Source organism: Aeromonas sp. R5-3 (genome assembly GCF_040908225.1).
Lineage (GTDB): Bacteria > Pseudomonadota > Gammaproteobacteria > Enterobacterales > Aeromonadaceae > Aeromonas > Aeromonas dhakensis.
On the sequence record NZ_JBFODH010000020.1, the window covers coordinates 85,650 to 105,194 of the forward strand.

19 protein-coding genes are annotated in these 19,545 nt (G+C 62.8%); 8 read left to right on the top strand and 11 right to left on the bottom strand.

Annotation, left to right across the window (positions count from 1 at the left end; all coding sequences use genetic code 11):
* Window positions 1–74: 74 nt before the first annotated feature.
* The 4 genes from spoT to AB5Y95_RS11725 all read right to left on the bottom strand — a co-directional run bounded on the left by spoT (window position 75) and on the right by AB5Y95_RS11725 (window position 4,671).
* Entirely contained in the window at window positions 75–2,192 is a 2,118-nt protein-coding gene (spoT, locus tag AB5Y95_RS11710; protein WP_005307064.1) for a bifunctional GTP diphosphokinase/guanosine-3',5'-bis pyrophosphate 3'-pyrophosphohydrolase, read from the bottom strand.
* Window positions 2,193–2,329: 137 nt separating this feature from the next.
* Complete coding sequence (gene rpoZ / locus AB5Y95_RS11715; RefSeq protein ID WP_005307060.1) at window positions 2,330–2,605, bottom strand: DNA-directed RNA polymerase subunit omega; 276 nt, start codon at window positions 2,603–2,605, stop codon at window positions 2,330–2,332.
* A 79-nt stretch (window positions 2,606–2,684) separates the two neighbouring features.
* The gene (gmk, locus tag AB5Y95_RS11720; RefSeq protein ID WP_368161132.1) at window positions 2,685–3,311 is read right to left on the bottom strand and encodes a guanylate kinase; all 627 of its coding nucleotides are present in this window, start codon (window positions 3,309–3,311) and stop codon (window positions 2,685–2,687) included.
* Window positions 3,312–3,615: 304 nt separating this feature from the next.
* Window positions 3,616–4,671: a glycosyltransferase family 9 protein gene (locus AB5Y95_RS11725; RefSeq protein WP_368161134.1), complete on the bottom strand. Its 1,056-nt coding sequence runs from the start codon at window positions 4,669–4,671 to the stop codon at window positions 3,616–3,618.
* A gap of 155 nt (window positions 4,672–4,826) precedes the next feature.
* On the opposite strand from AB5Y95_RS11725, the gene AB5Y95_RS11730 reads away from it, so the two are divergent.
* Entirely contained in the window at window positions 4,827–5,540 is a 714-nt protein-coding gene (locus AB5Y95_RS11730; protein ID WP_026141425.1) for a 3-deoxy-D-manno-octulosonic acid kinase, read from the top strand.
* 70 nt (window positions 5,541–5,610) lie between these two features.
* Window positions 5,611–6,474 (top strand): GGDEF domain-containing protein, encoded by an 864-nt coding sequence (locus tag AB5Y95_RS11735; protein WP_368161136.1) that lies wholly within the window; start codon window positions 5,611–5,613, stop codon window positions 6,472–6,474.
* Between the two features lie 7 nt (window positions 6,475–6,481).
* Here AB5Y95_RS11735 and AB5Y95_RS11740 read toward each other — a convergent pair whose 3' ends face one another.
* Window positions 6,482–7,336 (bottom strand): DMT family transporter, encoded by an 855-nt coding sequence (locus AB5Y95_RS11740; protein ID WP_025202468.1) that lies wholly within the window; start codon window positions 7,334–7,336, stop codon window positions 6,482–6,484.
* Window positions 7,337–7,379: 43 nt separating this feature from the next.
* On the opposite strand from AB5Y95_RS11740, the gene AB5Y95_RS11745 reads away from it, so the two are divergent.
* Window positions 7,380–7,838, top strand: a complete 459-nt coding sequence (locus tag AB5Y95_RS11745) for a DUF6314 family protein (protein WP_368161138.1) — start codon at window positions 7,380–7,382, stop codon at window positions 7,836–7,838.
* Window positions 7,839–7,973: 135 nt separating this feature from the next.
* Here AB5Y95_RS11745 and AB5Y95_RS11750 read toward each other — a convergent pair whose 3' ends face one another.
* Window positions 7,974–8,135 carry a hypothetical protein gene (locus AB5Y95_RS11750; protein ID WP_017780345.1) on the bottom strand — a complete coding sequence of 54 codons (162 nt, stop codon included), beginning with the start codon at window positions 8,133–8,135 and terminating at the stop codon, window positions 7,974–7,976.
* Window positions 8,120–9,019: a DMT family transporter gene (locus AB5Y95_RS11755; RefSeq protein WP_010635645.1), complete on the bottom strand. Its 900-nt coding sequence runs from the start codon at window positions 9,017–9,019 to the stop codon at window positions 8,120–8,122. Before AB5Y95_RS11755 ends, AB5Y95_RS11750 begins: the two co-directional genes overlap by 16 nt.
* Window positions 9,020–9,110: 91 nt before the next feature.
* On the opposite strand from AB5Y95_RS11755, the gene AB5Y95_RS11760 reads away from it, so the two are divergent.
* Window positions 9,111–10,085, top strand: a complete 975-nt coding sequence (locus tag AB5Y95_RS11760; protein WP_011704088.1) for a LysR family transcriptional regulator — start codon at window positions 9,111–9,113, stop codon at window positions 10,083–10,085.
* Here AB5Y95_RS11760 and trpS read toward each other — a convergent pair.
* Together trpS and AB5Y95_RS11770 are read right to left on the bottom strand one after the other, a co-directional pair.
* Window positions 10,064–11,077, bottom strand: a complete 1,014-nt coding sequence (trpS, locus tag AB5Y95_RS11765) for a tryptophan--tRNA ligase (protein ID WP_010635647.1) — start codon at window positions 11,075–11,077, stop codon at window positions 10,064–10,066. The genes AB5Y95_RS11760 and trpS overlap by 22 nt on opposite strands.
* 191 nt (window positions 11,078–11,268) lie before the next feature.
* Window positions 11,269–11,703 (bottom strand): universal stress protein, encoded by a 435-nt coding sequence (locus tag AB5Y95_RS11770; protein WP_010635648.1) that lies wholly within the window; start codon window positions 11,701–11,703, stop codon window positions 11,269–11,271.
* A gap of 436 nt (window positions 11,704–12,139) precedes the next feature.
* On the opposite strand from AB5Y95_RS11770, the gene fabV reads away from it, so the two are divergent.
* Complete coding sequence (gene fabV / locus AB5Y95_RS11775) at window positions 12,140–13,327, top strand: enoyl-ACP reductase FabV (RefSeq protein ID WP_017783505.1); 1,188 nt, start codon at window positions 12,140–12,142, stop codon at window positions 13,325–13,327.
* A gap of 18 nt (window positions 13,328–13,345) precedes the next feature.
* On the opposite strand, the gene AB5Y95_RS11780 is transcribed toward fabV, so the two are convergent.
* On the bottom strand, window positions 13,346–15,136 hold the full coding sequence (locus AB5Y95_RS11780; RefSeq protein WP_208200958.1) for a GGDEF domain-containing protein: 1,791 nt from the start codon (window positions 15,134–15,136) through the stop codon (window positions 13,346–13,348).
* Between the two features lie 209 nt (window positions 15,137–15,345).
* Between AB5Y95_RS11780 and ftnA the strand changes: the two genes are divergently transcribed.
* Window positions 15,346–15,873 (top strand): non-heme ferritin, encoded by a 528-nt coding sequence (ftnA, locus tag AB5Y95_RS11785; protein WP_368161142.1) that lies wholly within the window; start codon window positions 15,346–15,348, stop codon window positions 15,871–15,873.
* Between the two features lie 163 nt (window positions 15,874–16,036).
* Complete coding sequence (locus tag AB5Y95_RS11790) at window positions 16,037–17,221, top strand: NAD(P)/FAD-dependent oxidoreductase (protein ID WP_368161143.1); 1,185 nt, start codon at window positions 16,037–16,039, stop codon at window positions 17,219–17,221.
* A gap of 81 nt (window positions 17,222–17,302) precedes the next feature.
* Here AB5Y95_RS11790 and AB5Y95_RS11795 read toward each other — a convergent pair whose 3' ends face one another.
* A complete protein-coding gene (locus tag AB5Y95_RS11795; protein WP_368161145.1) occupies window positions 17,303–18,523 on the bottom strand; it encodes an MFS transporter in 1,221 nt (406 codons plus the stop codon).
* Between the two features lie 281 nt (window positions 18,524–18,804).
* Here AB5Y95_RS11795 and leuE point away from each other — a divergent pair, with 281 nt between their 5' ends.
* On the top strand, window positions 18,805–19,443 hold the full coding sequence (gene leuE, locus AB5Y95_RS11800; protein ID WP_025202475.1) for a leucine efflux protein LeuE: 639 nt from the start codon (window positions 18,805–18,807) through the stop codon (window positions 19,441–19,443).
* Window positions 19,444–19,545: the final 102 nt, after the last annotated feature.

Here is a 19,545-nt window from a genome sequence, read left to right on the forward strand (position 1 = left end):
CACAGGGTCAAATCGGGCCGGCGCCGGGCCAGCATGTCTCTTGAAAAGCAGCAGGCGGCTTGCGCCGCCTGTGTTCAGTTTTTCTGCCGGCTCACCTTGAGCACGTTCGGCATCACCCGGATCTTGCGCATGATGTTGGCGAGGTGGATCCGGCTCTTGGTGGTGATGAGCAGGGTGACCAGATAGACCCGGCCATCCTTCTCTTCGGTGCTGATGGCGTGAATGTTGGCGCCGGTGGCGGCAATCACGTTGGCCAGCTCCGCCAGGGCGCCCTGGTGGTTAACGATCTCGATGCTGATGCCGGTACGGAACTCCTGTTCCTGCTCCTTGTCCACTTCCCACTGCACCGGCAGGTACTTGTCCGGCTCCTTGCTGTAGCCCTTGATGTTGCGGCAGGCTTCCTGGTGGATCACCAGCCCCTTGCCCGGGCTGATGTGGGCGATGATGGCGTCCCCCGGGATGGGGCGGCAGCAGTTGGCAAAGGTGACCAGCATGCCGTCGGCACCCTTGATCGGCATCTTCTTGCTGCTGGACTTGGGCTGCTCTTCCGGCGGCAGTTCATCCCCCAGCATGCGGCGCGCCACCATCACGCTCATGGCGTTGCCAAGGCCCACGTCGGCCAGCAGGCCCTGCAGGTTCTCGTGCTTGGTGTCGGCCAGCACCTGCTTGATGCGCGGCTCGGGGATGTCTTCGATGTTCTTGGCGCCGAGCGCATGGTTGAGCAGGCGGCGACCCAGCACCACCGACTCCTCCGTGCGCAGGTTCTTGAGGAACTGGCGGATCTTGGAGCGGGCCTTGGTGGTCACCACGAAGTTGAGCCAGGCTGCGTTCGGGCGGGCCCCCGGTGCCGTGATGATCTCCACCGTCTGGCCCGAGTGCAGCGGGCTGCTCAGCGGATAGGGGTGGCGGTCGACCCGCGAACCGACGCAGGCGTGGCCGATGTCGGTGTGCACCGTGTAGGCAAAGTCCACCGGAGTGGCCCCGGCGGGCAGCTCCATGATGCGCCCTTCCGGCGTGAACACGTAGATCTCGTCGGGGAAGAGGTCGGTCTTGACCCCCTCGATGAATTCAAAGGAGCTGCCGGCACTCTGCTGCAGCTCGAGCAGGCTCTGCATCCAGCGCTGGGCGCGGATCTGGGCCGTAGTGCCCGAGCTGTCGCCATCCTGCTTGTAGGCCCAGTGGGCGGCGACGCCCTTGTCGGCCATCTGGTCCATGAATTCGGTGCGGATCTGCACTTCCACCGGCACCCCGTGCGGCCCCACCAGCGAGGTGTGCAGCGACTGGTAGCCGTTGGTCTTGGGGATGGCGATGTAATCCTTGAAGCGGCCGGGGCGGGGCTTGTAGAGGCTGTGCATCTGGCCCAGCACCCGGTAACAGGTATCTATGTCCTTCACCCTCACACGAAAGGCGTAGATATCCATTACCTCATGAAATTGCAGCTCTTTTTTCTCCATCTTGTTGTAGATGGAGAACAGGTTCTTCTCGCGGCCGCTGACCTGGGATTCGATGCCAGCCTCACGCAGCCGGCCTTCAATCTCGCTCTGGATGGAGTCGATGATCTCGCGGCGATTGCCGCGGGCGCGCCGTACCGATTCGCGCAACACCCGCGAGCGCATGGGGTAGAGCGCCTCGAAGCCCAGCTCTTCCAGCTCGTTCTTCATGGTGTGAATACCGAGGCGGTTGGCGATGGGGGCGAAGATTTCGAGGGTTTCCCGGGCTATGCGGCGGCGTTTGTCCGGTCGCAGCGAGCCCAGGGTGCGCATGTTGTGGGTGCGGTCGGCCAGCTTGATCAGGATGACCCGGATATCCTGGGTCATGGCCATCACCATCTTGCGGAAGTTCTCGGCCTGGGCCTCCTTGCGATCGCGAAACTTCAGCTTGTCGAGCTTGGAGACGCCTGATACCAGCTCGGCGACGGCATCGCCAAACAGTTCGGCCAGGTCGGCCTTGGTGACAGGAGTATCTTCGATGACGTCGTGCAGCACGGCGGCCATCAGGGTTTCATGATCGAGGCGCATGTCGCCAAGAATGCGGGCAACGGCAACCGGGTGGGTAATGTAGGGCTCGCCGCTGGAACGCATCTGTCCCTGGTGAGCATCACGGGCCACCACATAGGCTTGCCTGAGCTTCTCCACCTGCTCGGGTGGCAGGTAGGAACTGGCTATTTCTTTAAGATTTTCAAATAAATACAAGACAGTCCCCGCAGCGGTGAAACGGCAATCCGTGGATATAGAGGGTATAGTCCTGAGTTTGCGAGGTTTTCGAGCGGTTGTAAATGGGGGAGAACAGTCGGCACCCGGGCGGGCGCCGACTATAGGAAACAGCTGACTTAACCGCGGCCTTCGGCGATGGCAGCAACGGCAGCCAGCTCGGCGGCTTCCTGCTCTTGCTGCTCGTAACGGTCCTGGGTGTCCATCACCTGGTTGTTCACCAGACCCAGTTCGATCTCACGCAGGGCGATCACGGTCGGCTTGTCGTTCTCTTCGTCAACCAGGGGATCTTTGCCTTGAACCGCGATTTGACGGGCGCGGCGTGCGGCGACCAGCACCAGGTCAAAACGGTTACCTACCTGTTTTACAGCATCTTCTACAGTAACGCGTGCCATGCAGGACTCCAGTGTTTGGGCTTTCTCGGTTTAAAAAAGCGGTGTTTAAAAATGACGCAAAAGTTTACTTGTTTTTGGCCTATTCTGCCAGTAGCTGTTGCAGCAAGTTTTGTTGGGCCTGCTGCTGCTGGCGCAATTCCAGCCGTTGGCACTCGATGATGGCCCTGAGCTGGAACAGCGCCTGCTCAAAGTCTTCGTTGATGATGACATAGTCATACTCGTCGTAGTGCACCATTTCGGCAATGGCTTTATCCATCCGGCCCTTGATCACCTCTGCACTGTCCTGGCCGCGGCCGATCAGGCGACGCTCCAGCTCTTCGCGGCTGGGAGGCAGGATGAAGATGGATTTGGTCGGCATCTGCTCGCGGATCTGGCGGGCTCCCTGCCAGTCGATGTCGAGGAACACGTCGATGCCCTGCGCCAGGCAGGCTTCGATGGCGGCGCGGGAGGTGCCGTAGTAGTTGCCGAACACCTCGGCCCACTCCAGAAAGTCGCCGCGCTCGATCAGCGCCTTGAACTCTTCCACCTTGACGAAGTGGTAGTGCACCCCGTGCTCTTCACCGGGACGGGTGGCGCGGGTGGTGTGGGAGACCGACAGCTGCATCTTGCCTGCGCTGTTGTGCTGGGTCAGCAAGGCATTGAGCAGGCTGGATTTACCCGCTCCGCTCGGGGAGGAGATGATATAGAGAGTGCCTTGTTTCGCCATGTCTGTACCTTTAATCTAAACCCGTGTTTTGGTTGTAGCAGAGGCTGCCGTCTTGTGCCCGAAAGGGAGACAGCCAAATCCGAAACGCGGAAAATTCTTGAAGAAGAGGGATGTAAAGGCGGCGAATTTTAACAGAAGGCGGCGGATAAAAAAACGGCCGGAATCATATTCCAGCCGATCAAAGTATTCGTAGCTTGCTGCGGGAGCGTAACCCACATCAGCCCTCATTCTGCCTGCCGTTGCCGGGGCGGGCCAGCAGATTATCCCTGCCGCTGGCTTCGGGATTTCCGAGTTGCGCGCATCATCAGCGCGGCAGTTGGCGCTCGGCGCAGAGCCGGTCGAAGGCGGCGATGACCCGTTCGCTGGTGATTTTGCCCATGGCGTCCGGATCCTTGAGGCGGGTGCGCCAGCCAAGCTCGGTCAGCGGCTTGCCGGTCTCCTGCTCGATCAGCTCCTGATAGACGCTGACCGCGTAGTCGCGGCATAGATAGGGGCCGGTACGATCCGGGTTGTGATGGGCATAGAGGCCGAGCACCGGCGTACCCACCAGGGTGGCCATGTGAGCCGGGCCGGTATCGGGAGCCAGCACCAGGCTGGCCTCCTTGATCAGCGCCAGCAGTTGCTTGAGGTTGGTCTGCCCCACCAGATCCACCGGCTTGCTCTGGCTCAGCCGCGCAATGTCGGCAGCCAGATCCCGCTCCAGCTTGGCCGGCCCGCCGCACAGATAGACCTGAAACCCCTTGAGGGCGGCGTGATCCGCCAGTGCGGCATAGCCGGCCGCCGTCCAGTTTTTGAAGGCCTTGCTGGCGGCGGCGCAGATGAGCAGGGTCGGCTTGCCGCCGATCTTCTCCTTCGCCCAAGCCTGGTGCTCGGCGCTGATGGGCAGTTGCCAGTCCGGGGTCAGATCCTGGATGCCAAGTTCTTTGGCGAAGGCGAGGAAACCGTCCAGCACGTGAGGCGAGGCGGGGGATGGCACCTTGTGGTTGGTGAACAACCACTGGCCGTCGCTGGCCCGCTCCCGATCAAACCCGAGTTTGACTTTAGCCTTGATGCCGAGGGTGGCGATGCTGGCCCGCATGGCCGCCTGCAGGTGCAGCAGGGCATCGAATTGGCGCCCCCTGAGGGTCTGCCAGAGCTCGCGATAGCCGCGCCAGCCCTTGCTCTTGTCGAAGGCGATCACTTCGACCCCGGGCAGATCGGCAAAAAGCGTCGCTTCAATCTTGCCGGTGATCCAGGTGATGCGGGTCGTCGGCCAGGCCCGCTGGATGACGCGCACCAGCGCCAGCGCGTGGCAGCAGTCCCCGATGGCGGAGAGCCGCAGGATGCAGATGGAGGAGGGCGGCGTTTGGAACAGCGGCATGATGTGGCGCAACGATGGCAAAATGGATGGATGGCATTATGCAAACTCCCCTGTGGATTGTAAAATTGCGCACGACTGGCAGCCGGCCCCACCGGGCCCCTGTTGCCCTGGCCCTGAGCGCCAACCCGTAGCGATGACCGACCGGAATGACCAAGATGCAAATTCAGACCGAACACAACCAGATCTGCTGGTATGCCGAAGGGGCGTTTCGCGACCCTTCTCCCGAGCTGTTTGATCCGGCCTGGTGGCAGAACAACCGGCAGGTGGTGGGGACCTCCATCGGCCGCGGCGTGACCTGGTTCGTGAAGGATGAATCCCGCCACCTGGTGCTGCGTCACTACTATCGCGGCGGCATGGTGGGCAAGGTGGTGCGGGATCGCTTCTGGTTCGAGGGAGTGGAGTCTAGCCGGGCCATGGCCGAATACAGCCTGCTGGCCAAGTTGAGCGCCCAGGGGTTGCCGGTGCCACGCCCGTTTGCCGCCCGCATGGCCAAACAGGGCCCCTTCTACCGGGCTGACATCCTGATTGAGCGCATTCGCGGTGCCAAGGATCTGGTCGCCCTGCTCAAGCAGGGGCCGATCGCCGGCGAGGTGTGGCACAAGGTGGGCCAGACGGTGCGCCAGTTGCACGACGCCGGGGTCTATCACGCCGATCTCAACAGCCACAACCTGTTGCTCGACAAGGAGGGCAAGGTGTGGGTGATCGACTTCGACAAGGGGGCCATCCGCTCGCCCGGCAACTGGCAGCAGGCCAACCTGGAACGCTTGCTGCGCTCCTTCAACAAGGAGTCCCAGCTGCATACCAGTTTTCACTTCGTACCGGAGAACTGGCAGGCCCTGATGAACGGCTATCAAGGAAAAGCGAGCTGACCCTGTTGCTCGGTGCGAGAGCCAATGTTACTTATTGAGAAGGTCTTCAGATTCGGTGTCGAGGCGCTCGATGGACATGCTCAAGGCTCCCCTCAGGGAGGCAATTACCCGGTTTGATCTGGCGCTGATGGCGGATGCCATCGCCTTGCTGGAGGCAGGGCTCTGGAGCTGGAGTCCGCAGCAGGGCGTGCAGCGGGATCTCTCCTGTCTGCGGCTGCTGGGATTGAACGAAGCAGGTCTGGACGACCTCGGCTGGCTGGAGCGGGTGCACCCCGACGACCTGGGGAGCCTGCAGGAGGCGCAGCTGGCCTGCCAGAGCGGGCGGGTGGCCCAGATCCGGCTCGAATACCGGATCCTGCATCACGATGGCCACTATGTCCGGCTGGAAGAGCGGGCCAGGCGCGATGTCCACGGCCAGGTGCTGGGGGTGGTGCGTCTGCTCGAACCGCAGACGGTGCAGGTGGAGGAGCGGCACGGTACCGATCCCCTCACCGGGCTGGAGAGCCGCAGCCACTTCGAACAGCTGCTCGATGAGCGGCTGGCCAGCGCGAGCGGCAGCTTCAGCCTGCTGCAATTCACCGTCGATCACAGGGCCAAGATCCAGCAGCTGTTTGGCGAGGCAGCCTGCGACGCCATGCTGGCCAAGCTGGCCCGCATCGTGCGCCATGAACTGCGGCGGGAAGACCCCTTCGCCCGCTGGGACGAAGACGGCTTCATCCTGATGCTCTCCCAGACCGACCGGCTGAGCGGCCTCGAGATTGCCGAGCGGCTGAGGATGGAGATCGCCGATGCCAGCCTGCTGCCGCAACGGCCGGTGACCGTCAGCATCGGGCTGGTGCAGAGTCAGGCCGGCGAGCAGATCGATCACCTGCTGGCCCGGCTGGCCACCTGTCACGGTCAGGCCAGACGGGAGCACAACACAGTCGTTGGCTGATTTTTAGTCAGCGTTCACTTACCCCATGACGCTGGCATACCCAGAGGGAGGCCAGCATCAGCAGGCCGCCCAGGCTGAGCCTGAGCAGGTCGGTATCCTTGCCCCACAGCACTAGGTTGACCAGCAGGCCCGCCGGGATCAGAGCGTTGTTCATGATCGCCAGCACGCCGCTGCTGACCTGGGTCGCCCCCTTGTTCCACAGGAAGTAACCAAGGCCCGAGGCGCCGATCCCCAGCCACAGCAATATGCCCCACTGCAGGGCGCTGGTGGGGTATTGCGGTGTGCCGAGCAGCCACCAGGCGGGCAGGGCCACGGCCAGGGCGCCCAGATAGAAGCAGCCGAACACCGCCAGTTGTGGTGGTTGCTGTTCCTCCCGTGCCAGCAGTACCTTGTAGCCCACCTGACCCAGGGCGAAGCAGACGTTGGCGCCCTGCACCACCAGGAAGCCAAGCACGTAGCTTTCGGTCAGCCCGTCGAAGCGGATGACGGCCGCCCCCAGCACCGCCAGCAGTGCTCCCCACAGATAGACCGGCTTGAAGCGCCGCTCCAGCAGATCGTGGATCAAGGTGACGTAGATGGGGGTGAAGATGGTGAACACCAGCACTTCCGGCACCGTCAGCAGCAGGAAGGAGTGGTAATAGAACAGATACATGATGCCGAGCTGGGTGGCGCCGAGGGCCATCAGCTTGGCCACCAGGTCGGGCCGCAGCCAGCGGCGGCGCAGGAAGGGCAGGAACACCAGGCTGGCGAGCACGATGCGGGTCAGCACCGAGAAGTAGGCATCTACCTGGCCGGCGAGATAGACCCCGATCAGGCTGAAGGAGAATGACCAGAGCAGGGTAACCCCTATCAAGTAGTTCATGTGGTTGATTTGTCGTCAGTTGTCAATTTTGAAGGGGGCTATGATGGCCGAGAAGGAAGCCGTGATCCAGCGTTTATGGCGCCAGTTGCCACAGATCGGAGCATTTTCCTTTAGCGCGAGCAACGGGGCAGGCTCCGCCACCGACTGGAGTGGCAGCGGCGAGGGGGAGGTGGTGGTGACCGATCACCAGGGCGGCTGGTTGTTTGTCGAGACGGGTCGCTATACCACGCCCCATGGCCGGGTGCTGACCATGCACAATCGCTTCTGGTGGCAGCGCGGCGAGCAGGGGATCCGCCTCTCTCATCTGCGCTATGAACAGCCGGTGGTGCTGTTCGAGCTGCTGCCTCAGACGGATGGTCGCTGGCTCACCGCCGAACCCCATCTGTGTGGCCAAGATCACTACAGCGCCGAGCTGACGCCGGCCGAGGGCGGTTTTCTGCTCGGCTGGCAGATCACAGGGCCGCGCAAGAACGAGCGGCTGAGTTATCGCTATCTGGGCTGATGGGACGGCAAGGCCGCCAGGCGGGCATAAAAAAACCGGCGCAGAGCGCCGGTAGAGGGGACAAATCGGAGGTTTTTTTAAAACGGTCCCAAAAACAGGAGAGATACACTCTCGTCACACATTCAGAAACAGAGGTCAGGCGCTCAACGCATAGCTCAGCATGGCTTGCAGCTTGCTGTCGAAGAACCAGGGCAGCAGCACCATCAACAGCCCGAGCAGACCCACCAGCCGCCGGCGATACTGCCAGCCGGCGATCACCACCAGGCCGCCGCAGAGCGTGGTCAGGATGCCTGACATAGGGCAGCCTCCCGCTGGACGCGGCGCTGCTGGGCCCACTGGTTGAGGGCGACCGAGCCCAGGATCAGGGCCAGTGCCACACCTGTGGTGGACTGGATCTGCTCGCCGAGGAACAGGGCACCCAGCATGACGCCGAACAGCGGCACCAGGTAGTTGCTGAAGGAGGCGAAGGTCGGGCCCGCCTTCTGGATCAGCGCCATGTAGAGGAAGTAGACCAGACCGGTACAGAACACTCCGAGCACCGCGACGGCGCCGATGGCCTGCTGGCTCGGCAGGGTGAGCGCGCTCAGATCGGTGACGAACGGTGCGGCCAGCAGCAGCTGGATGGCCGAGGAGATCAGGATGTTGCGTGCCACGACCACAGGGTGGTCCTTGGCGAAGCGCTTGATCATCAGCAGGCCGATGGCGAAGCAGCTGGCACCGAACAGGATGGCCATGGCGCCGAGCAGGCCGGCATTCATGCCGCTGGCCAGTTTCGGCCAGAACAACACCAGTACGCCGACGAAGCCGATGATCACGGAGACGAGACCGCCCTTGGTGATTTTTTCACCAGAAACCAACAAGGGTGCCATCAGGATGGTGACAAACGGGATACAACCCATTACCACGGCGGCGATGGCGCTATCCACATACTGTTGACCCCAGGCCACCATGATGAAGGGCAGGGTGGCATCGAGCAGGGCGATCAGCATATAGGTACGCCACGGGGTGTGTTCGCTCTTGAGACGCATGAACAGGCAGAGCAGACCCAGGGTCAGGCTGCCACACAAGGCGCGACCGGCTGCCACCATGATGGGGGGCAATTCGGTCACGGCCTGATGCATGAAAATGAACTGGGAGCCCCACAACAGGCCAATCGCCAGCAACAACAGATAGCTACGCATTTTAATCTCCGATGTAATTCGCCTGCGCATTCTATGCAATCTGCTACTATGCCAAAAATGAATTGTCGTCATTCAACCATGGCCAATATCGATGGAACTGCCCCTTTCCCGCCTCGACCTCAACCTGCTCACCGTGTTCGACATGCTGATGCAGGAGCGCAACGTCACCCGTGCCGCCGAGCGGCTGCACCTCTCCCAGTCCACCGTCAGTCATGCGCTGGGGCGGCTGCGAACGGCGCTGGACGACCCCCTGTTCGTGATGAGCCGGCGCGAGATGATGCCGACCGAGCGCGCCAAGGCGCTGGCCGGCCCGGTGCGCCAGGCGCTGGCCATGCTGGAGCAGGGTTTGCGGCAGGCCAAGGGGTTCGATCCCGCCAGCGCGCGGCGGATCTTTCGCATCGCCACTCCGGGCTCGGTGGAGCATGGTCTGGTGCCGGCGCTGGTGGAGCGGTTGCACCGGCATGCCCCTCACTGCCGGCTGGAGGTGTGTGAGCTGGCGGACAGCGACTATGAGCGGGAGCTGGAGAAGGGGGAGCTGGATCTGGTGATCGGTTTCGCCGATGCCAACCACCTCTCGCCCCGGCTGTGGCGCGAACCCTGGTTCAACAACCCGCTGGTCTGTCTGTCGCCCCTTGGCAGCGAGCTGCCGGATGTGCTGGGGCCGGATGATCTGGTCAGTCGGCCCCACATCCACACCTCCAGCTGGGGCCACAGCCAGGCCATGGTGGATCTCTGGCTGGCCCGCTTCGGGGTGGAACGTGAACTGGGTGTCCGATTACCGAGCTTTATGGCGGTGCCGCCGCTGATGGCCACCGGTCGCTATCTGGTGGTGGTGCCCGAAATGATCGGGCGCCACTTCTGCCGCTACTACCCGCTGCGGCTGCACCAGCTGGACCCCGACATCCCCATCGTCTATCTGATGGCGGGCCACCCGCTCACCGCCCATGACGAGGCGATCGGCTGGTTCAAGGGGTTGTTGCACCGGTTGGCGTTCGAGCGCTACGGCGCGGATGCGCTCGGCAGCCCGGCGCAGCGTGGGGCGGATCAGTTCAATCCGGCGAAGTAGTCGAGCCCCATCGCCCCCTTCACCTCGGCCAGCACCTCGTCGGTCAGGGCGCGCGCCTGCTCGGTGCCCTGCTGCAACAGGCGCAGCAGCTGGCGCTTGTCGGCGATGGCCGCCTCGCGCCGTTCCCGCATCGGGGCGAGCAGGGTCTGCAGGCAGTCGTTTAGCACCTGTTTGCAGCGCATGTCCCCCAGCCCGCCGCGCTGGTAGTGGGCCTTCATCTCGGCCACCAGTGCCTTGTCGGGGTGGAAGGCATCCAGATAGGCGAACACCGTATTGCCCTCCACCTGACCCGGATCGCTCACCTTGAGGTGATTGGGGTCGGTGTACATGGCGAACACCGCCTGCTTGATCTCGTCGCTCGACATGCCGAGCTCTATGGTGTTGCCGAGGGACTTGGACATCTTGGCCTTGCCGTCGATGCCGGGCAGGCGGCCGGTGTCGCTCAGAATGGGCTGGCACTCGGTCAGCACCTCCTTGCCCACTAGAGAGTTGAAGCGGCGCACTATCTCGTTGGTCTGCTCCAGCATCGGCAGCTGATCCTCGCCCACCGGCACATGGGTGGCGCGAAAGGCGGTGATGTCGGCGGCCTGGCTGACCGGATAGATCAGGAAGCCGGCCGGCAGGCTGCGCTCGAACCCTTTCTGCTGGATCTCCGCCTTGACGGTGGGGTTGCGCTCCAGTCGGGCGACGCTGACCAGGTTGAGGTAATAGGTCGTCAGCTCGGCGAGGGCGGGCAGGGCGCTCTGCAGACAGAAGGTAGTCTTTGCCGGGTCGAGGCCGGCGGCCAGGTAGTCGGCCATCACCTCCAGCACGTGATCGGTCACCTTGGCCGGGTTGTGGCCGTTGTCGGTCAGCGCCTGCAGATCGGCGATCATCACGAACTGGCGGTAATGGTGCTGGGCGGCCACGCGCTGGCGCAGCGAGCCGACGTAGTGGCCGATGTGCAGTTTGCCGGTGGGCCGGTCGCCGGTCAGGATAACGGGGTTGTGCATGTCACTCTCTCCAGTTGGGTGAGCCGGGAGGCGACAAAGGGATGAAAACAATGACCGCCTCTCGGCGGTCACGGTGTTTTCTTTGGGAAATTTTACATAGAAAAGCAGTGCCGCCTGTTTAAGAGCAGCACCACCAGTAGTTGTGATTGAACGAGGTCATATTCATGGCAAATCAAACTACGCCTGTTCAGTTACTTCTGCAAGGGGACGACCAGCAGATCGCAGGGCACGGTATTCATCAGCTGGCGCGCGCTCGAAGTGAGCAGGCTCCAGAAGCTCTGGCGGTGGCCACACACCAGCAGGTCGATCTGGTAATCCCTGACCGCCTGGTTGACCCGCTCGCTCAAATCGCCGCAGATCACCAGCTTCTTCTCGATGGGGTAGTCCACCGACGCCAAGAAGGCTTCCAGCTTCTCTTTCGCCTCGGCGATCACCTGGTCCTGCACGTTGTCGATGTCGATATCGATCATCTCGGTGTAGAGATCCTTGAGGTCCACATCGACATGGATCACCGACAGCTTGGCGCCGTTGGAGCGGGCCCGGTCGACCGCCTTCTCGATCACCTTGCGGTTGTCTTCCGACAGGTCGATCGCGGCCAGTATGTGTTTGTAATAGGTTCCATTCATGGGAGTTCTCCTCACTGATCCTGAGCCCACTATACCAATGTCTGCTGAAACTAAAATGGTGTCCCCGGCACAGTTTTGGGATTTAAAAGAGTTTCCTATGGAGCTTTCTGTCGATGATGGGCAATAAACTGGCGATAAATCGAACAGGAGTTTGAAGCAGGTCACACCCGCTGGCTTGCCCGTAGCCGGTGACAGGCATAGGATGTGCCCGTGTTTCGCAATGAACACAAAACAACAAAAAGCATCTGAATACCGCTTTGGGGAGCCTCGCGCTCCCTTTTGTTTTTCTGCCCTCTTCCCGCCGATATTCCGCCCGACATCAAGGTAATCCCGCCCCGCTTGGTTATGCTGTAGCCAGTTCCCTTGGCAAACCGTGGCGCGCCGCTGCGTCCCACGGCCGTTCCTGTTGTCGTGTTCCTTTCCCGGAGACTCCTTGATGATCATTCATCCGCAAATCCAGGGCTGCGTCGCCCGCAACTGTCACCCCATCGGCTGCCGCGCCGCCGTGCTGCAGCAGATCGCGCGGATCCGGGCGGCGGGCCCGTTCAACGGGCCGAAACGGGTGCTGGTGCTGGGTGCCTCATCCGGCTTCGGGCTGGCGTCGCGCATCGCCCTGGCCTTCGGGGCCGGTGCCGACACCATTGGCGTGTCGTTCGAGCGCGGCCCCTCCGACAAGGGCCTGGGCAGCGCTGGCTGGTACAACAACATCTGGTTTCGCACGGAGGCGGAACAGGCTGGCCGCGTGGCCATCAACCTGATTGGCGACGCTTTCTCAGACCAGATGCGTCAGCAGGCCATCGATGTCATCCGCCAGCAGCTCGGGCAGGTGGATCTGGTGATCTACTCGTTGGCGAGCGGCATCCGGGTACTGCCGGACGGCACGCAGGTGCGCTCCGTGCTCAAGACCACCGGCCAGCCCTTTCGAGGCTGGGGGCTGGATCTGGAACACGATACCTTGGTGCAGCAGTCGCTGGATCCGGCCACCCCGGAGGAGATCCGCGACACCGTCAGCGTGATGGGGGGCGAGGATTGGCAGCTCTGGCTGCAGGCGCTGCAGCAGGCAGATTGCTTGGCGCCTGGCGCCCAGACGGTGGCCTACTCCTATATCGGCCCCGAATCGACCTATCCCCTCTATCGGGACGGCACCATCGGTTACGCCAAGGAGCACCTGCACGCCACCGCCGAGACCATCAACCTGCAGCTGGCGGAGATCGGCGGCCACGCCTGGGTGTCGGTGTGCAAGGCGCTGGTGACCAAGGCGAGCGCCTTTATTCCCGTGTTGCCTGTCTATCTGGGTCTGCTGATGGGGGTGATGAAGGAGCGCGGGGTGCACGAAGGCTGCATCGAGCAGATGCAGCGGCTGTTCGCCGGCAAGATGTACGGCCCGCAAGGGGTGGTGGCTGATGGCAACCGGCTGATCCGGATGGATGACCACGAGCTCGACCCGGCCGTGCAGGCCGCCGTCTCGGCGCTCTGGTCCAAGGTGACGCCGGACAACTTCCACGCGCTGGGGGATTTTGCCGGGCTGCGGCAGGACTTCATGCAGCTCAACGGCTTCGAGCTGGCGGGGGTGGACTATGGCGAGCCGGTGGATGTCGCCTCCCTCACCGAGCTGCAGCCCTGAGTCAGGGGAGGCTGCGGCTCAGGCCACGCTGCTGGCCAGTGCCTCCGGTTCTTCGGGGCTGCCAGGCTCCGCGGCCAGTATGGTCTGGTTGCGGCCCTGGCGCTTGGCCTGATACATGGCCATGTCGGCCCGGTGGATGAGCTGGCCCAGCCCGTCATCGGCGGCCGAGCGGCCGGCCACCCCGATGCTGATGGTCATGCGCGGCTGTTCGATCTGGCCGATGCGCTGGCGCAGTTGCTCTGCCAGATACCAGCAATCCGCCGCCGGCAGCGGCACCGCTACCAGAAACTCTTCGCCACCCCAGCGCCCGACCAGCTGCAGGTCGGGCGCCCAGGATCTCAGCTCCCGCGCCAACCGCTGAATGGCCCTGTCTCCCGCCTGATGGCCGTGACGGTCGTTGATCTGCTTGAAGTGATCGATGTCGATGATGATCAGGGTGAGCGGCCCCTCCTGCTGCCAGCGGCTGGCCAGCCGCTCCAGCAGGGCACGGCGATTGGGCAACTCGGTCAGCTGATCGAAGGTGGCCAGCTTGTAGAGGTGGCGTGAGCTGCGGTGCAGTCGATGGGTGGTGAGCCCGAGCAGCAGCAGGGCCCCGGCCAGCAAGCCGACCAGCATCAGCTGGTAGTGGCGGGCACTCTGCTGATGCAGCAGCTGCTGGCGCTTGTTCTCGTTCTCCTGCTGCAGCACCCGGTTGCTGGCCTCGCTGCGGGCCAGATCCATCTCGGCCTGGAAGGCGGCGGCATGCTGGCTCAGGGTCTGGTTGAAGTGCTGCTTGTAGTCGCTGACGTATTCGCTGAGCGCCTGGTAGGCCTCCGGGTAGCGCCCCTGGTCCGCCAGCAGACTGGCCTGCAGCGCCTTGCTGGCGGCCCCCGCACTCCCCTGGCTGGTCAGCACCTGCAGCGCCAGCTGTTTCTCGCCGCTACCCTGCAGCGCCCGGGCCCGGGTCTCCTGCAGGCGCGTGCCGGCTTCCGGGTAGCCCAGCTGCCGATACAACGCCTGTGCCTCGTCCAGGGTGCGCAGGGCGCCGGCCCAGTCGTGCTGGGCGTTGAGCGCCATGGCCTGATAGCCGAGGATGATGGCTCGGTAATCCGGCGCCAGATCCGGGTTGCTGAGCAGGTTGTCCAGCAGCCGCCTGGCCTGGGTGGGTCGATCGGTATCGATGTAGAGCCGCGCCATGTTGGCGCGAATGATGATCTGGCTGTTGGGCTCGCCCAGCTGCACCATGCGTTGCAGCGCCTCCAGATAGTAGCCTTCGGCTTCCCGCGCCAGGTTCAGGTCGGCATAGAGGTTGCCGAGGGTCATCAGCAGGCGGGCACACTGCAAGCTGGCGATGGGGGAGTCCGGTACCGATTGTTTGAGGCGAAAGGCGGTCTTGAGTTCGGCGATGGCCGGGCTCAGTTGCTGGGTGCGGTAGAGGGCGAGCCCGTTCAGGGCGTGCCACTCCGAGGTCTGTTGCGGATGGCCAGCGACGGCGGGTCTGAGCTGCTCCAGCAGGGTGAGCGCCTGATCCGGCGCCTCGGTGTCCAGGGTGAGGGCGATCTGCTGCAAGCGAAAGTCGAGCAGGCGCAGGGTCTCCTGCTGGGCGCTGGCCAGCCCGCGGGCCCGGGCGTTGTCGAGCAGGGCCTGTGGATAGCGCCCCAGCGCGGCCTGGGCCAGGGACCTGGCGTAGAACAGTTCCATATCCTGCTGGGGACTGGCGTCGAGGCGCTGCAGATAGCCGACGGGATCGCGCGCCGCCTGCAATTCAGCCTCTTTCAGCAAGGAGGGAGCTGCCTGCAACTGGGTCATCCAGAGCAGCGCCAGTGCCATTATGAATCTCATTGAATCCTTTCCCCGACCACTGGCGCCATCATAATGGCTGAATCCACCTACACCATGTTTCTTTGCTTCTCTATAACCGTATGGGGGATAGGATGAGGCGAAAAGCTGTCACAACTGAGAGCTCGGGCAGCGGTATCTGGTTGCTTCATAACGAAACTGTGGCGACAATCGTGACCAAATCACAGTGGAGAATCATCATGTTGGCCAAAGCCATGATCGAGAAGTTGAACGAGCAGATTAATCTTGAATTCTATTCCTCCAACCTCTACCTGCAGATGAGCGCCTGGTGCGAGGACAAGGGCTTCGAGGGGGCGGCCACCTTCCTGCGCCAGCACGCCGTCGAGGAGCGTCAGCACATGGAGCGCCTGTTCACCTATGTGAGCGAGACCGGTGCCATGCCGATGCTGGGCGCCATCGATGCCCCTCCCCACGAGTTCAAGTCCCTGGGCGACATCTTCCGCACCACCCTCGAGCATGAATACCACATCACCAAGTGCATCAACGGCCTGGCTCACGTGGCGTTCACCACCCAGGACTACTCCACCTTCAACTTCCTGCAGTGGTACGTGGCCGAGCAGCACGAAGAGGAGAAGCTGTTCAAGAGCATCGTCGATCGTCTGAGCCTGGTGGGCGAGGACGGCAAGGGCCTCTACTTCATCGACAAGGAGCTGGCCGAGCTGGCCAAGGGCGCCCCGGCCAGCATCATGGATGGCACCAGCGCCTGATAGTCGTGGACACTTAGTGTTCAGCCAGTACAATGACGGCCCCTCTCAACAGGGGCCGTTTTCTGTTGCAGATACCCTGAAACCACTGGGCTGGTTTCTGCCGGGTACAATGACGGTCTCTCGTTTGAACAGGGGCCGTTTTTCTTTTGATGGGTGAGTGATGATGAAGCAGTTTGATGTGGTGGTGATCGGCGCCGGGGCGGCCGGCTTGATGTGTGCGGCCCAGGCTGGTTATCGGGGCCGCTCCGTGCTGGTGCTCGACAACGCCAAGAAGCCGGGCCGCAAGATCCTCATCAGCGGCGGCGGCCGCTGCAACTTCACCAACCATCAGGCTGGTCCCCACGCCTTTCTCTCGGCTAACCCCCACTTCTGCAAGTCGGCGCTGGCGCGCTACACCCAGCAGGATTTCATCGATCTGGTGGACCGGCACGGCCTGAACTATCACGAGAAGACCCTGGGCCAGCTCTTTTGTGACGAGAGCGCCAAGGAGATCGTCGACATCCTGCTGACCGAGTGCGACTGGGCGGGCGTGGCCCTGCAGTTCCAGACTGAGATCCTCACCGTCAGCAAGGGCGAAGAGGGCTTCGTGCTGACCACCAGTCAGGGTGAGATAACCTGCCACTCGCTGGTAGTGGCCACCGGCGGCCTCTCCATGCCGAAACTCGGTGCCACCCCCTACGGCTTCAAGCTGGCGGAGCAGTTCGGCCTCAAGGTGCTGCCGACCCGTGCCGGGCTGGTGCCCTTCACCCTGCATCAGGCAGATAAAGAGGCCTTCGCCGATCTGGCCGGGGTCAGCCTGCCGGTGGCGGTGACCGCCGAGGATGGCACCTGCTTCAAGGAGGCCATGCTGTTCACCCATCGCGGTCTCTCCGGCCCAGCCATCCTGCAGATCTCCTCCTTCTGGCTGGCGGGGGAGAAGATCCACATCAACCTGCTGCCGGAGCTGGACATCCCGGCGGCCCTCAGGGAGTGGGTCCAGGCCCATCCGGCCCAGGAGCTGAAAACCGTGCTGGGGCGCGAGCTGCCCAAGCGCTTCGTCGACAAGCTGGTGGAGCTGGGTCTGCTGATTAACAAGCCAATGCGCCAGTACAACGAGCGGGAGCTGGAGGCAGTGGCCACCCTGCTGGGGGATTGGCAGATCCTGCCGAACGGCACCGAGGGGTATCGCACCGCCGAGGTGACCCTGGGGGGAGTGGATACCAACGAACTCTCCTCCAAGACCATGGAGGCGCGCAAGGTGGCCGGTCTCTACTTCATCGGCGAGGTGGTGGACGTGACCGGTTGGCTCGGTGGCTACAACTTCCAGTGGGCCTGGTCCTCCGGCTGGGTGGCTGGCCAGTACTGCTGACCAACCATCGCTCTCATCCACTTCAAACGCGGCCGCTCAGGCCGCGTTTTTTATGGGTTGCATCCCTCGCGGGGTGGCCCGCTATCCCTTTCTAAGGGTTGGCAAGAACACGGTCAGCAGGCCGATGAGCGGCAGATAGGCGCAGACCTGGTACACGGTCTCGATGCTGGTGGCATCGGCGAGCTGGCCGAGCAGAGCCGCCCCTATGCCCCCCATGCCGAAGGCGATACCGAAGAACAGGCCTGAGATGGTGCCGACCTTGCCGGGGACCAGCTCCTGGGCGTAGACCAGGATGGCAGAGAAGGCCGAGGCCAGGATCAGGCCGATGATGACCGAGAACACCGAGGTCCAGAACAGGTCGACATGGGGCAGCAGCAGAGTGAAGGGGGCGACGCCGAGGATGGAGATCCAGATCACCCGCTTGCGACCGATGCGGTCACCGATCGGCCCGCCGAGCACGGTACCTGCCGCGACCGCAAACAGGAAGGCGAACAGATAGAGCTGGGCGCTGTCCAGCGACAGGCTGAACTTGTCCATCAGGTAGAAGGTGTAATAGCTGCTCAGGCTGGCCATGTAGAAGAATTTGGAGAACATCAGCAGGCCGAGGATGGTCAGCGACCAGCCGATTTGGCGGCGGCTCAGGCCGTGACCGAGGTGCGCCTTCATCCGTTTATGGAAGTTGGCGACGTGGTGGCTGGACCAGCGCCCGACCAGGCTGAGCACGATGACGCCGACCAGGGCGAACAGCGAGAACCAGGCCGCGCTGCCCTGGCCCCGTGGCACTATGATCAGCGCCGCGAGCAGCGGGCCTATGGCCGACCCCAGGTTGCCGCCGATCTGGAACAGCGACTGGGCCAGCCCGGGCTGACTGCCGGCCGCCATGCGAGCGACCCGGGACGATTCCGGGTGGAACACCGACGAACCGATACCGATCAGCATGGCCGACAGCAGCACGGCACCGAAGCTGGCTGCCTGCGACAACGACAGCAAGCCGATCATCGTAAAGCCCATGCCGAACGGCAATGAATAGGGCATGGGCCGGCGGTCGGTGTAGAGGCCGATCAGCGGCTGCAACAGCGAACCTGTGAACTGGTAGGTGAGGGTGATGAGGCCGATCTGGGCGAATGACAGGTTGAGGCCGAGCTTGAGCAGCGGATAGATGGCCAGCAACACCGACTGCATCATGTCGTTCAACAGGTGCGAGAAACTGATGGCGGCGATCACCGGATAGCTGGTGCGATTCAAGGCATCGTGCGCGGCAGCAGCGGCGAGTGGTTGATCGGTACTGAGGCTCTTTTCCATGAGGGCGGGTTCTGTGAATCTGGATATGGCTTACCATGCCTGATCCCGATGCGTCTGGACACCACAAAGTGATGAGTGCGGGGATGTGCAGTCCAGATATGAACGGATCATTGCTCGGTGCTTGTGCTTGTGCTCGGCGGGCGGAGGATTAGTATAGAAACCTCGTCGTCGCATTATGTGGGTCGCTACCCGCCATGGAGGGATCATGTTTGAGAGCCTGGGAGTCATCAATGTCTGGACCTGCCTGAGCGGGCTGTTTTCCAAGTCCAGAGGGGCGCGCCATGTTTGAGAGCCTGGGTGTCATCAATGTCTGGACCTATCTGGTGGGGCTCTTCTTCATCATCATAGCGCCGGGGCCCAACTCGATTTATGTGCTGCGCACCGGGGCGAGCCGCGGCGTCGGCCCGGGCTACCAGGCGGCCCTCGGGGTCTTCGTCGGCGACGCCATCCTGATCTTTTGCGCCTATCTGGGCATCGCCTCCCTCATTCGCACCACCCCGCTGCTGTTCACCCTGGTGCGCTATCTGGGGGCCATCTACCTGCTCTATCTCGGGGTGAAGATCCTGCACGCCAACTTTATCGCCAGGCGGGAAGGGCAGGCGTCCGTGGTCGAGCACGGCGAGCGCTACTTCTCCAAAGCGCTTACCTTGAGTCTCACCAACCCCAAGGCGATCCTGTTCTACGTCTCCTTCTTCGTGCAGTTCGTCGACTTCAACTATGCCCACACCTGGCTCTCCTACCTGGTGCTGGCGAGCATGCTGGAGGCCATGAGCTTCGTCTATCTGACCCTGCTGATCTTCGGCGGCACCCTGATGGCCCGCTTCTTTGCACGCAAGGTACGCCTCGCCAGACTCGGCAACGGCCTCATCGGCCTCTTCTTCATGGGCTTCGCCGCCAGGCTGGCCACGCTGTCATCCTGACCCCGACAAGGGGTCACACCCGTCCGGGGGAGTCGCGGCCTTCCCTATCCGGTCGGCTGGGGTAAACTACTGCGCTTTATCATGAGGGGATCAGTCCCTCAT